The 13,427-nt window shown below is 71.3% G+C and carries 11 protein-coding genes; 9 read left to right on the top strand and 2 right to left on the bottom strand.

Features of this window, described 5'->3' with window-relative positions; all coding sequences use genetic code 11:
- Window positions 1-16: 16 nt before the first annotated feature.
- Complete coding sequence (locus tag ACFWU3_RS10160; RefSeq protein ID WP_384433979.1) at window positions 17-424, bottom strand: RidA family protein; 408 nt, start codon at window positions 422-424, stop codon at window positions 17-19.
- A 95-nt stretch (window positions 425-519) separates the two neighbouring features.
- Complete coding sequence (locus tag ACFWU3_RS10155; RefSeq protein ID WP_384433976.1) at window positions 520-1,551, bottom strand: Rv2578c family radical SAM protein; 1,032 nt, start codon at window positions 1,549-1,551, stop codon at window positions 520-522.
- Between the two features lie 172 nt (window positions 1,552-1,723).
- On the opposite strand from ACFWU3_RS10155, the gene ACFWU3_RS10150 reads away from it, so the two are divergent.
- The 9 genes from ACFWU3_RS10150 to ACFWU3_RS10110 all read left to right on the top strand — a co-directional run bounded on the left by ACFWU3_RS10150 (window position 1,724) and on the right by ACFWU3_RS10110 (window position 13,416).
- Window positions 1,724-2,167 (top strand): SRPBCC family protein, encoded by a 444-nt coding sequence (locus tag ACFWU3_RS10150; RefSeq protein WP_384433973.1) that lies wholly within the window; start codon window positions 1,724-1,726, stop codon window positions 2,165-2,167.
- A 235-nt stretch (window positions 2,168-2,402) separates the two neighbouring features.
- The gene (locus ACFWU3_RS10145) at window positions 2,403-4,793 is read left to right on the top strand and encodes an MFS transporter (RefSeq protein WP_384433970.1); all 2,391 of its coding nucleotides are present in this window, start codon (window positions 2,403-2,405) and stop codon (window positions 4,791-4,793) included.
- A gap of 123 nt (window positions 4,794-4,916) precedes the next feature.
- Window positions 4,917-7,343, top strand: a complete 2,427-nt coding sequence (locus ACFWU3_RS10140) for a SpoIIE family protein phosphatase (RefSeq protein WP_384433967.1) — start codon at window positions 4,917-4,919, stop codon at window positions 7,341-7,343.
- A 218-nt stretch (window positions 7,344-7,561) separates the two neighbouring features.
- The gene (locus ACFWU3_RS10135; protein WP_384433964.1) at window positions 7,562-8,311 is read left to right on the top strand and encodes a class I SAM-dependent methyltransferase; all 750 of its coding nucleotides are present in this window, start codon (window positions 7,562-7,564) and stop codon (window positions 8,309-8,311) included.
- Between the two features lie 184 nt (window positions 8,312-8,495).
- The gene (locus tag ACFWU3_RS10130; protein ID WP_384433961.1) at window positions 8,496-9,647 is read left to right on the top strand and encodes a hypothetical protein; all 1,152 of its coding nucleotides are present in this window, start codon (window positions 8,496-8,498) and stop codon (window positions 9,645-9,647) included.
- Window positions 9,648-9,673: 26 nt separating this feature from the next.
- Complete coding sequence (locus ACFWU3_RS10125; RefSeq protein WP_384433958.1) at window positions 9,674-10,300, top strand: papain-like cysteine peptidase; 627 nt, start codon at window positions 9,674-9,676, stop codon at window positions 10,298-10,300.
- A gap of 82 nt (window positions 10,301-10,382) precedes the next feature.
- Window positions 10,383-11,144 (top strand): PIG-L deacetylase family protein, encoded by a 762-nt coding sequence (locus tag ACFWU3_RS10120; protein ID WP_384433955.1) that lies wholly within the window; start codon window positions 10,383-10,385, stop codon window positions 11,142-11,144.
- Between the two features lie 111 nt (window positions 11,145-11,255).
- A complete protein-coding gene (locus ACFWU3_RS10115) occupies window positions 11,256-12,089 on the top strand; it encodes a M55 family metallopeptidase (RefSeq protein ID WP_384433952.1) in 834 nt (277 codons plus the stop codon).
- Window positions 12,082-13,416 (top strand): M20/M25/M40 family metallo-hydrolase, encoded by a 1,335-nt coding sequence (locus ACFWU3_RS10110; RefSeq protein ID WP_384433949.1) that lies wholly within the window; start codon window positions 12,082-12,084, stop codon window positions 13,414-13,416. The genes ACFWU3_RS10115 and ACFWU3_RS10110 overlap by 8 nt, the downstream gene beginning before the upstream one ends.
- Window positions 13,417-13,427: the final 11 nt, after the last annotated feature.

Here is a 13,427-nt window from a genome sequence, read left to right as displayed (position 1 = left end):
TCCGCACCCCCACGGCTCAGATCTCCTCCCCGACCAGCGCGAACGCCTCGATCTCCACGAGCAGTTCGGGCCGGAACAGGGCAGCCACCTGGACCGCCGAACTCGCCGGCAGGTGCTCCCCGGCGAACACCTCGTCCCGGGCGGCACGCACCGCGGGCAACTGAGCCACATCGGTCACGAAGTACGTGAGCTTCACGACGTCCGAGAAGGTCGCACCCGCCGAGGCGAGACACCGGCGGATGTTCTCGAACACCTGCCGCGCCTGTGCCGCGGGGTCGCCCTCGCCCACGATCCTGCCGTCCTCGTCGAAGGCACACTGCCCGGATATCGCGACGAACCGGCCGGTGCCCCAGACGACATGGCTGTAGCCGGTGCCGGGGGCCACGCCGTGAGGGGCTTTCACATGGGTGAGCTGTGCAGTCATGCGTACATCCTTGCGTACGCCACTGACAATCCGGACCGACGGCTCCCTCGCCCGCCCGCACCGGCCCGTGCCATCCCGTCTGCCCGGCGGCGCCCTCAGAGCAGGGTCAGCTGCGTCGGCGCCGCCTCCTCGACCGCGGCCTCCGGCGTACGGATTCGCCGGGGCATCCCGCGGTCCGCCGGTCCGATCCCGAACTCGGCCGCCAGTTCGTGGACATGGCGGGTGATCCGCCGCTGGTACCACTTCGGTGCGTACGCCCCCTCGGCGTACAGCCGCTCGTAGCGCCGTACGAGATGAGGGTGGTGCTCGGACACCCAGGCCATGAACCACTCACGCGCACCGGGCCGCAGGTGCAGTACGAGCGGGGTGACGGACGTGGCCCCGGAGGCGGCGATCGCCTTCACCGTCGCGCGCAGCTGGTCCGGGCGGTCGCCGAGGAAGGGGATGACGGGTGCCATCAGCACCCCGCAGCCGACCCCGTGGTCGGTGAGGGTGCGGACGACATCGAGGCGGCGCTCCGGTGCCGGTGTGCCCGGTTCGACCGTGCGCCACAGCGTCTCGTCGATGAAGCCCACCGACACGGATATCCCGACGTCGGTCACCTCCGCCGCCTGCACCAGCAGATCCAGGTCGCGCAGGATCAGCGTCCCCTTGGTGAGGATGGAGAAGGGGTTCGCCCGGTCCCGCAGCGCCGAGATGATGCCCGGCATCAGGCGGTAGCGCCCCTCGGCCCGCTGGTAGCAGTCGACGTTCGTGCCCATCGCGACATGCGCGCCCTGCCACTGGCGGGACGCGAGCTGGCGGCGGAGCAGATCGGGCGCGTTGATCTTCACCACGATCTGGGAGTCGAAGCCGAGGCCGGTGTCGAGATCGAGATAGCTGTGGGTCTTGCGGGCGAAGCAGTACACGCAGGCGTGCGAGCAGCCGCGGTACGGGTTCACGGTCCACTCGAACGGCATGCGGGAGGCGCCGGGCACCCGATTCAGAATCGAACGCGCGCGGACCTCGTGGAAGGTGATCCCCCGGAACTCCGGCGTGTCGAACGTCCTGGTGGTCACCGCGGACGTACCGAACAGCGCGGTCTCCCCGGCCGTTGCGGGGTTCTCGACCAGATTGTCCCAGCGCATGGTCGCCTCCTCGGTAGCACTGACCCCAGAATAGAACACGTGTTCCCTTGATCACTGCAACCCCTGCGGGAAGGCGTGTACGCCGGCGGCGCCGACGCCGCGGATTTGGGTGCCCGCACCCGAGGTGGTTGGCTAGCGCCACCCCGAACAACCGAGTGCTGGAGGAACAGCGATGGCGCAGGTCGAGGCCACCACGGAACGAATCATCTCGGCGGACGCGGAGAAGGTGTTCGATGCCCTGGCCGACTACGAGAACACCCGCGCGAAGCTGCTGCCCGAGCACTTCAGCGAGTACGAGGTCCGGGAGGGCGGGGACGGCGAGGGCACCCTCGTGCACTGGAAGCTCCAGGCCACGAGCAAGCGCATCCGCGACTGCCTCCTCGAGGTGACCGAGCCCACCGACGGGCAGCTGGTCGAGAAGGACCGCAACTCCTCCATGGTCACCACCTGGACCGTCACCCCCGCCGGGGAGGGGAAGTCCAGGGTCGTCGTCACCAGCGTCTGGAACGGCGCCGGGGGCATCGGCGGATTCTTCGAGCGGACCTTCGCCCCCAAGGGGCTCGCCCGCATCTACGACGCCGAACTCGACAAGCTCGCGCACGAGGTCGAGAAGTGAGCCGGCCCGAGTCGCTGTAACACTCACCGTTTCGAGTGGTTTTCCCGGCGGTCTCGTGATGCGCCCCGGCGCCACGAGCCGCGGGAAAGCCCCTGATGAGCGCCCGACGCGCGCCCCCCGAACGGCAGTTGGCGTCCACGGCACGCCGCGTCCCCGAACTGCGCCCCGCTTGCTCCCTCTTGGCGTGTAATGCGAAGAATGACGCCGCGCAGGGCGTGACGAGGGGAGCAGATACGTGGGCGGCATCACTCTGGTGAAGGACGAGCAGGCCGCACCGGTCGCGGGCGGTCCCTCGGATCCCTCACCCCCTGCCGCCGCTGCCGCGGCCCCCGAACCGCTGAGCCCCCGGCGTGTACGCCTCGTCTTCTGCGGCCTGATGCTCGCGCTGCTCCTCGCCGCGCTGGAGCAGATGATCGTCGCCACCGCGCTGCCCAAGATCGTCGGGGAGCTCCAGGGGCTGGACCGGATGCCCTGGGCGATCACCGCCTATCTGCTCACCGCGACGGTGGGCCTGCCCGTCTACGGCAAGCTCGGCGACCTCTTCGGCCGCAAGGGCGTCTTCCAGTTCGCCATCGTCGTCTTCATCATCGGCTCGGCACTGGCCGGATGGTCCCGCAGCATGGACCAGCTCATCGCCTTCCGTGCCATCCAGGGCATCGGCGCCGGCGGCCTGATGATCGGCGTCCAGGCGATCATCGCCGACATCGTCCCGGCCCGGGACCGCGGGCGGTTCATGGGCCTCATCGGGGCCGCCTTCGGTCTCGCATCCGTGGCCGGACCCCTCCTCGGCGGGTTCTTCACCGACCATGTCTCGTGGCGCTGGTGCTTCTACTTCAACGTGCCCTTCGGCGTGCTCACGCTCATCGTGGTGACCGCCGTGCTGAAGCTCCCGAAGCCCGCCGCACGAGGGCGGCTCGACGTGCTGGGCGCGCTCTTCCTCGCGGCCGCCTCCACCTGCCTGGTCCTGCTGACCAGTTGGGGCGGCACGGAGTACGCCTGGGACTCGCGCGTCATCCTCGGCCTGGCGGCCGGCGCCGCCGCAACGGCCGTCCTCTTCCTCGTCGTCGAGTCCTTCGCCCCCGAACCGATCATCCCGCTGAGGCTGTTCCGCGACTCGGTCTTCAACATCACCAGCCTCGTCGGCGCCGTCGTCGGCGTGGCACTCTTCGGTGCCGCGAGCTATCTGCCGACCTTCCTCCAGATGGTCGACGGAGCCAGCGCCACCGAATCGGGCCTGCTGATGCTCCCGATGATGGGCGGCATCGTCGTCGCCTCCATCGTCTCCGGCCAGCTCATCAGCCGCACCGGGCGCTACAAGGTCTACCCGGTGCTCGGCAGCGCGGTCTCGGTCGCCGGCATGTGGCTGCTGTCGCGTCTTGAGACCGACACCTCCCGGCTGGAGTACAGCATCTGGCAGGCGGTGCTCGGCGTCGGCATCGGGCTGGTGATGCCGGTGCTGATCCTCGCCGTGCAGAACGCGGTACCGCCCGCCGACCTCGGCACCGCCACCAGCGCCAACAACTACTTCCGCCAGATCGGCGGCAGCGTGGGCGCGGCCGTCTTCGGCACCCTCTTCGCCGACCGGCTCACCGATTCGCTCGCCGACCGCCTCCCGCGGGGCGCGGGCCTGCCGGATCCGGAGTCGATCACCCCGCAGCTCGTGCACGCCATGCCGCCGGCGATGCGCGACGGCTACATCCAGGCGTACGCCGACGCCATGCCACGGATTTTCCTCTATCTCGTGCCGGTGCTCGTGCTCGGCCTGTTCATCGCCTTCTTCCTCAAGGAGAAACCGCTGGTGTCCCACAACGCCTCCGCCGCCGAGACCGCCTCGGTGCCCCCGGCCCGCAGTGCGCCCGCCCACTCCTTCGGCGTGCCCGTCTGCGGGACCGTCCAGCACCACGACGGCACCACGGTGCCGCGCGCCGCCCTCACCCTCATCGACGTCCAGGGGCAGCAGATCGGCCGGGGCGCCAGCGGCGAGGACGGGCGGTACGCGCTGAGCGTGCCCGGCTCCGGCTCCTATGTGATGATCGCCGCCGCCGGCGGGCACCAGCCGCAGGCGGTCACCGTCACGGTCGGCGAACGCCCCGTCGAACTGGACGTGGTCCTCGGCGGCGCCGGACGTCTCGCGGGGACGGTGACCACCGCCGACGGCATGCCCGTACGGGAGGCGACGGTCACCCTCACCGATGTCCGCGGCGACGTCGTGGCCACCACCCGCAGCGGGCGCGAGGGCGGGTATGTGATGACGGAACTGGTGGCGGGGGAGTACACGCTCGCCGCGAGCGCCCCCGCCTTCCGCCCCGCCGCCCTCCCGGTGAGCGTGCAGGCATCGCGGGAGACCCGGCAGGACATCGAACTGGCCGGCGGCGCGGTGCTGCGCGGCACGGTGCGGGCCGGCGGCGGGCGACCCGTGGAGGAGGCCCGGGTGACGCTCCTCGACGCGGCGGGCAATGTGGTCGACACTCTCACCACGGGCCCCGACGGCACCTTCCGGTTCGTCGACCTCTCCTCGGGTGAGTACACGGTCATCGCGGCAGGTTACCCGCCGGTCGCCACAGTTCTGCAGGTCGCGGGTGGGGGGCGCACCGAACGCGATCTCCAGTTGGGGCACGAGGACTGACTCTTCGTCAGTTTCGCGCGGGCGCACCACCTATTCCACGGTTGCGCCGCACACCGTGTCGCCGCCGCCGTACCGTGGTGCCGAGGCCGCGGTTTCCGGCGGCGGGGAAGGAGCCTCCCAGCCATGGACAGTGGTGTTCCGACACCACCACGGCAGTTCGCCGTGGCCGGCCGGATTCCGCTCGCCGTGGTCGTCGTGGACGGCGACGGCCTGGTCTCCCACTGGTCGACCGGAGCGCGCCGGCTCTTCGGTCATGCCCGCCAGGAGGCCGTCGGGCGGGCCGCCACCGAACTGCTCCCGGTCACCGGGGCGTTGGCGGCCGACGGCGAGTACGAGGGGTACGACGGCTTCGGCGGCCCCGGCACCGGCCTCGACGCCTCGCTGAACGGCCGCACCTCCTATCCGGCGGCGGGCAGGGCCCGGCTCTCCGAACCCGGCAGCGAGCGCATCGACGTGCTCTGGTGGGCGTACCCCATGGTCGGACCCGGCACCGAGCGACTGCTCGTCCTGGCCGCGGACGCACGGCTGTTCGGCGCCGAGGACGAGAGCGTCGAGCGCATCGCGCCCGGTTTCGCCCTGCACACCGAGTTCTCCGGCTCGGACGAACTGGCGCGCAGGCTCCCCGAGATCCTGCCGAGCATGAGCGTGCGGGAGTCGACGCGGATCGTCTCCCAGATCCTCGAACTCGGCTACCCGGTACTGGAGTTCAGCCATCACGACCGAGTGCCGGTCACGCCCGACTGGGGTGTGCCGCGGCGGGCCGAGCGCAGAGCACGGCAGCGGGCGGCCGAGGCGGCCGTCGCCGCGGGCGGGCACGCGGACGCCGCCGATCTGGAGCAGGACCTCGAATACGCCGCGGTCCGCGAGCGCCTCGAATTCCTCAACGAGGTGAGCGGCCGCATCGGATCCTCCCTGGACCTCTCCCGCACCATCCAGGAGGTCAGCGCGGCAGTCGTGCCGCGCTTCACCGATGTCGCGGGCACCTATCTGCGCGAGCAGGTCATCGCGGGCGAGGGCTTCCCGGACGGGCCGCCGGACGCGACCACCCTGTGGCACCGGGTCGCCGTCGAGCACGTCGACGAACCGGGCCGCTGGGACGATGTCGTACCGGTCGGCGAGTCGATGCCGTTCCCCGAGCACACGCCGTTCTTCCAGTGCATGACCACCGGTGACCCGGTGCTGGTGCCGCGGATCAGCGAGCAGATGGGCACCGCCATCGCCTCGCAGTTCGAGAAGCGCGACATCCGGCCGCTGATCAACGGCCGCTCCATGCTCGTCGTGCCGCTGAAGGCGCGCAACGTGGTCCTCGGCTTCATGATCCTGCTGCGCCACGCCGAGCGCGCCCTCTTCAACGACATGGACCGGGTGACCGGGGCCGAACTGGCCGCACGCGCCGGGCTCGTCCTCGACAACGCCCGGATGTACACCTATCAGGAGAGCGTCGCCGAGACGCTCCAGGACTCGATGCTGCCGCAGGTCACCCCGCGGATGGCCGGGTGCGACACGGCCACCCGCTATCTGCCCGGCACCCTGCTCGGCCGGGTCGGCGGCGACTGGTTCGACTCCGTGAAGCTGCCCGGTTCGCGGACCGCCCTGGTGGTGGGCGACGTCATGGGTCACGGGCTCAACTCGGCGGCGATGATGGGACAGTTGCGCACCGCGGTACAGACGATGGCCGCGCTCGACCTGCCCCCCGAGCAGCTGCTGCGCAATCTCGACGACCTCGCGCAGCGCCTCGGCGAGCACTATCTCGCCACCTGTCTGTACGCGGTCTACGACCCGATCCGGCACGAGCTGCTGATGGCGAACGCCGGACATGTGCCGCCGGTCCTCGTCCGTGCGGCCGACGGGCGCAGCGAACTGCTCGACCTGCCCACCGGTGCCCCGATCGGCGTCGGCGGGGTGCCCTTCCGGAGCGTCCGGGTGCCCGTGGCCCCCGGCGACCGTCTGGTGATGTGCACCGACGGGCTGGTGGAGGTGCGGGGAGAGGACATCGGGGTCGGCCTCGCGACGCTGTGCGAGTCGGCGGCTCACCCGGCCGCCTCGATGGACGACGCCTGCGACACGATCATCCGGTCGCTCAACACCCGTGGTGGGCGCAAGGACGACGTCGCGCTGTTGATGGCCCGGCTCAACGGCATCGCTCCCGAGTCGGTCGCGACCTGGGAACTGTCGCTGGAGCCGCGGGAGGCGGCCCGGGCGCGCCGGCTGGTCCGTGGGCAGCTGGCGGCCTGGGGGCTGATCCCGGTGACGGAGACGGCGGAGCTCCTGGTCGGCGAGGTCGTGACCAACGCGATCCGCCACGCGGACGGGCGCCGTGCGGAACTGCGGTTGGTCAGAGCCGAGTCGCTGTTGTGCGAAGTGGCGGACGACGACCACACGCTGCCGACGCTGCTCGATGCCTCGGGAGACGACGAGGCCGGGCGCGGACTGCGGGTGGTGAGCGCGCTGTCGCGCGAGTGGGGTACCAGTCGTACGGCAGGCGGCAAGACCGTCTGGTTCGAGCTGGCTCTGCCCTGGACGGGGGCCGCGCGAGCGGGGCGCCCGTAGGGCGGGCCGGTCCGCGAGAACCGGGTGCGCGAAGGGGGTCTGCGTCCGTGCCGGGCGGGGAACGCGCACAGCAGACCCGTGTATGCGCCGGCGACGCTCTGGTGGCCCGATCGTCACGCTGTCGAACGCGACGTGAAGGTATGCACACGACGCTTGTCGCCGTAACACCGGCGCGATAGACCGATCTTGACGTCGTGTCACACCCTGGGGAGCTGGTCATGAGCGTGACGAGTCGGTACAAGGACGCCTGGGAAGGCTTCTGGGGCGAGGCCTCCGGCGAACCGGGATCGGTCCTGTGGGACGCCGAGCCGGCGCTCACCGCGGGACTGCATCTGGCGCTGTACGAGCCGCATGTGGACCACCCCGGACTCACCCTGCTGGACCTCGGCTGCGGCAACGGCACCCAGACGCGCTTCCTCGCCGACCGCTTCCCGAAGGTGATGGGCGCCGATCTCTCGGCCGCCGCCATCGAACTCGCCGTGCAGCAGGAGAAGTCCCCGGCCGCGGGCGGCGACGCGCCCTCGGGCGAGATGCGGTTCCGCCGGCTCGACGCCGTCGACGCCGAACAGGTGGCCGCACTGCGCGAGGAGCTCGGCGACTGCAACGTCTATATGCGCGGGGTGCTCCACCAGAGCGACCCGGAGGACCGCCAGGATCTTGCCGACACGGTCGCGACACTGGTCGGTGAGCGGGGGCGGGCGTTCGTGGTGGAGCTGGCGGAGGCCGCGGGGCAGCAGCTGGCCCGGCTGGCCCAGGCGGCGTCCGGGCCGCCACCCAAGCTCCAGCCGGTCTTCCGGCACGGCATCGTGCCGGGTGCGGTGTCGGACGCGGACCTGGTCGAGTACTTCCTCACGGCGGGACTCACGGTGTTCGCGAGCGGGAGCCTTCCGCTGACGACGACCGAGTACCAGAAGGACGGTTCGCGGATCGAGCTGCCCTCGAAGTGGATGGTTCTCGGCCGTCGCTGATGCGCGCTCCACGCGTTCCATCTCCCTTTCCCAGCACGTCATCTGTCTGACCGTCAGCTTTCTCCCGTCATCGAAAATTGGTCTGGACCACGACGGTGGACTGTGGTTAGGGTGCGCTGTGGACCCGCACCGCTCACCCCGGTCGCGGGTCCGCTCCTGCCGAGCTGCTGATGGGACCGGGCTGTTGATCGACATCGTGGTGGTGCTCAGGGCCGAGGACGCGGTTCTCGACTTTCTCTCCGTACTCACCGACCCGGAGGCCCACGAGGTCCACGTCCTGTGCTGCGGCACAGCGGAATCGGTGGTGCTGCCCGCCGGGAGCGACCGGGCCGACCGGCTCGCCGCGCTGGCCCGGCGGGAACGGCCGGTGGACGAAGCCGCCGCGTCACCCGGACCCGGACCGCTCGCCGAAACCATCGGCAAGGCCGCCGCGGGCCGGCCGGCCCGTGTCTGGACGCACTCGCCCGCCGACAACCGGGGCAGCCGCGGCCTGCTCGGGCGCGACGCGGCCGCGGCGGCCGGGGACCTGTCCGTCCTCCACGCGGTCGGCTACTCGCCCTATCTCCAGGTCGTCAGCGACCTCGACCGACCCCTCGACCGCGACCTCGTCGCCGCCAAACTCCGGTTCGTGAACCGTCATTGCGGTCATCTGCTGCGTACCGATTCCGCCCAGCACCGGATCGACACCGCCCGCATCCCGTCGACCGAACGCTTCTTCACCGCCGCTGCCGACGAGCGCGAGCGGCTGTTCGCCCTCCTCGCGAGCCTCGGTGACGACGCGGCCTCGGTCGTCGACCCGTGGGAGTTCGCCACCTCCGCCTACGAGCAGGAACGGCTCGACGCCACGACCTCGTGGATCGCCGGCTGGTGCACCCTCGACGACGGACCGCTGATCGAGGTCGGCGCCTGCGAGGGAGCGCTGACCTCCCGGCTCACCGGCAAGGGCTTCGACGTGGAGGCCACGGAACCCAACGCGCTGTTCCGTGCCCGGCTGGCCGAACGCGTCGCCGGCGAAGCCCGCGTCCACCCCGACGGTCTCGAGGCACTCGCCGCCGCACGACGCCTTCCGGGCGCCGCGTACCTGCTGATCGAGATGCTCTACTACGGCCAGGATCTCGGACTCCTGGACACGCTTCCGGCCGATCTGGTCTTCGTCGCCCTGGAGCCGGCGGCCCTCGCCGCACGGCTGCGTCCCTGGCTCGCGGCCACGACGCGCTGGGAACAGGTCGACGAGACCCAACTGGTCTTCCCCGCCGTTGAGTCGGTGTGCGGCGGCCGGGCCTATCTGAGCAAGCGCGGCAGCGTCGGCGTCCTGCTGCGCCGGACCGCCGGCTGACAACGCTGTCGCCCCGGAGGGACCCTGTGTACGACGTCTGCGTCGGGCTCGGCTACCACTGCGAGTCGACCTACCAGATCCGGCGCGTCACCGGCAGCGACCGCGCGCACTTCTTCGACTGGCTGGACCTGGAGTTCGAGTCCGTGCTCGAAGCCGTCGAATCCGACTTCCGCGATGTGCTGCGGCCCGGGCTGACCGAGCCGTTCGGCGACGGGGCCTGCGCACTCGACAGGGGGTCCGACATCCGGTTCTTCCACGAGTTCCGGGCCGCGGAGGGACAGCCGCTGACCGCGGACGACATCGCGCGGCAGTTCCCGGCGGTCAAGGCCAAGTTCGAGCACCTGGCGGCGCGGTGGCGGGAGCTGACCGCCTCCGACGCCCGGGTCCTCTATGTGCACCACGACGCCTTCGACGAACTCACCGCGGCCGACCTCCGACGGCTCCGGGCTCTGCTGTCCGCCCACGGTCCCGGCCACCGGTTCGCACTGCTCTGGCTGCGCCGTACGCCTCCGCCGGACGCCGCCGCGCTGCCACCCGGCATCGCCTGGGACACCGTCGCTGCCAGGCCCGGACGCTGGGAGGGCGACGACGACGCCTGGGACGCCGCGTTCGCCCGGCTCGACCCGCACGCACTGTGGCCCGGATCCAGCTGATCCCCGAACCCCCGGGGGCCCGGTCCCCGAGGGCCGGCCCCGGCTGAGCCCCACCGCCCGTCCCCACCCCACCGAGGAGCCCATGTCCGTGTCCGCACACCCCTCATGGCGCACGGTCGTCCTCTCGCCGCACTTCGACGACGCCGCTCTCTCCCTGGGCGGGCTCCTGCCCCGGCTGCCCGGGCCGACCGCGATCGTCACCGTGTACGGCGGCGCCCCGCCCCCCGACGCTCCGACGTCGTGGTGGGACAGTGCCTGCGGATTCTCCTCCGCGGCCGAGGCCTTTCACTGCCGCCGGGCCGAGGACGCGGCGGCGTGCGACCTGCTCGGTGCCGAGCAGGTGTTGCTCGACCATCCCGACGGTCCGTACGCCGACAGCGCCGAACTCCCCGGCCTGGACGCCCTTCTGGAGAACCTCGCGCCGGATGTTCGCGTCCTCGTCCCGCTCGGGACGAACCAGCCCGACCACGCGAAGGTGCGCCACCGGGCCCTGAAGGTCCTCGCCGGCCTCCGCGCGCCCCTGCCCTGGGTGTACGCCGACCTTCCCTACACCGGCCATCTGCCCGAGTGGGGAACCGACGAGGCCGACGCGGCCCTCGCGGCGAACACGACGTACGGCCCGGCGTACCGGGAACTGCTGGACGGCCACCGCACCACGGTCCGCCACGGCCTGCGCCTCGACGACGACCAGTGGGCACGCAAGCGGGCGGCCGTGCTGTGCCATGGCTCGCAGCACGCCCTGCTCGCCGGTGACCACGGCGGATTCCTCGCCCGCACGGGACCGCTGAGCGCCGAGTTGATCTGGTCCCTGGAGCCGGGGACACCTGCGGACGCAGGGTCCTGACGTCGGCGGACGGCACGCGTTGACCGGAACGGGTGATGCCAGTGGTCCACCCCAGAGGCAGTTATCCACAGGGCTGGTCGGCGTGCCGGGCGACGCGTACGGTTTCGTGGCATGAAGATCCTCATCAGCGCCGACATGGAGGGCGCGACCGGTGTCACCTGGCCTGCCGACGTGCTGCCGGGCACTCCCCAGTGGGAGCGCTGCCGGGCTCTGTTCACCTCGGATGTGAACGCCGCGGCCCTCGGCTTCTTCGACGGCGGCGCCGATGAGGTGCTCATCAACGAAGCGCACTGGACCATGCGCAATCTGCTGCTGGAGCAGCTGGACCAGCGGGTGCGGATGCTCACCGGGAGGCACAAGTCCCTGTCCATGGTCGAGGGCGTGCAGCACGGCGACGTGGACGGCATCGCCTTCGTCGGCTATCACACCGGCGCCGGCACCCAGGGCGTGCTCGCCCACACCTACCTGGCCAACTCGATCACGGGCGTCTGGTTGAACGGCACCCGGGCGAGCGAGGGCCTGCTGAACGCGCATGTGGTCGCGGAGTACGGCGTGCCGGTCGTCCTCGTCACCGGGGACGACCTGACCTGCGTCGACGCCGGGGGATACGCGCCCGAGGCGCGCACGGTCGCGGTGAAGGATCATGTCTCGCGGTACGCGGCGGTGTGCCGCACCCCGGCCCGCACCGCGGCCGACATCCGTGCCGCGGCCAAGGAGGCGACCGCGCTCGCCGTGCGTCAGGAACCGGTGCGCGGCGGACCGTTCGCCGTGGAGCTGGAATTCGACGCGGACCATCTGGCGGCGGCCGCCACCGTCGTGCCCGGGGTCGCGGGCAGTGGGGAGCGGCGCGTCGCCTACAGCAGCGACACCATGTACGAGGGCATCCGCACCTTCAAAGCGGTCACGACGATCGTCTCGGCGGCGATGGAGGAGCAGTATGGCTGACGTGACAGGGCCCATCGACGACCGGGCGCTCGACGAGGTGGTGACCTTCACCTCCGAGCTCATCCGGATCGACACGACCAACCGCGGGGGCGGCGACTGCGTCGAGCGGCCCGCCGCGGAGTACGTGGCGCAGCGGCTCGCCGACGCCGGAATCGAACCGACCCTGCTGGAGCGCACCCCCGGGCGCACCAATGTCGTCGCGCGTATCGCGGGCACCGACCCGTCGGCCGACGCCCTGCTGGTCCACGGTCATCTGGACGTGGTCCCTGCCGAGCCCGACGACTGGACGGTGCATCCCTTCTCCGGCGAGATCCGCGACGGCGTCGTCTGGGGCCGCGGCGCGGTCGACATGAAGAACATGGACGCGATGATCCTGGCGGTCGTCCGGGCCTGGGCCCGCGCGGGCGTCAGGCCCCGGCGGGACATCGTCATCGCCTACACCGCCGACGAGGAGGCCAGCGCGGCCGACGGCTCCGGCTTCCTCGCCGACGAGCACCCCGGTCTCTTCGAGGGGTGCACCGAAGGGATCAGCGAGTCCGGGGCGTTCAGCTTTCACGCCGGTCCCGGGATGACGCTCTATCCCATCGCCGCGGGGGAGCGGGGCACCGCCTGGCTCAAGCTCACCGCGCACGGCCGGGCCGGACACGGCTCCAAGGTCAACCGGACCAACGCCGTCAGCCGCCTCGCGGCCGCCGTCGCCAGGATCGGGGACCACCGGTGGCCGCTGCGGCTCACCCCCACGGTGCGTGCCGCTCTCGCCGAGCTCGCCGCCCTTCAGGGCCTCGACGCCGATGTGAAAGCCGACGACTTCGACGCGGACGCCCTGATGCTGAAGCTGGGCGCGGCCGCGGCGCTCGTCGAGCCGACCGTGCGCAACAGCGCCAATCCGACCATGCTGGACGCCGGTTACAAGATCAATGTGATTCCCGGCCATGCCACGGCATTCATCGACGGACGCATGGTGCCCGGCGGCGAGGACGAGTTCCGCGAGACCATGGACCTGCTGACGGGGCCGGACGTGGACTGGGAGTTCCACCACCGCGAGGTGCCCCTCCAGGCACCCGTCGACTCCCCGACCTTCGCCAAACTGCGCGCAGCCGTCGAGCGGTTCGACCCCGAAGGCCATGTCGTGCCGTACTGCATGCCCGGCGGCACCGACGCCAAGCAGTTCTCCCGGCTCGGGATCACGGGCTACGGCTTCTCGCCGCTGAAGCTGCCCCACGGCTACGACTACGCGGCGATGTTCCACGGTGTCGACGAGCGGGTTCCCGTGGAGGCACTCCACTTCGGGGTGCGGGTGCTCGACCACTATCTGCGGTCCGCATAGGGGGAGTTGGA

The organism is Streptomyces sp. NPDC058685 (assembly GCF_042714725.1).
GTDB lineage: Bacteria > Actinomycetota > Actinomycetes > Streptomycetales > Streptomycetaceae > Streptomyces.
Note: the sequence above shows the minus strand (reverse complement) of the source record. Positions and strands in the feature narration are given on the sequence as shown.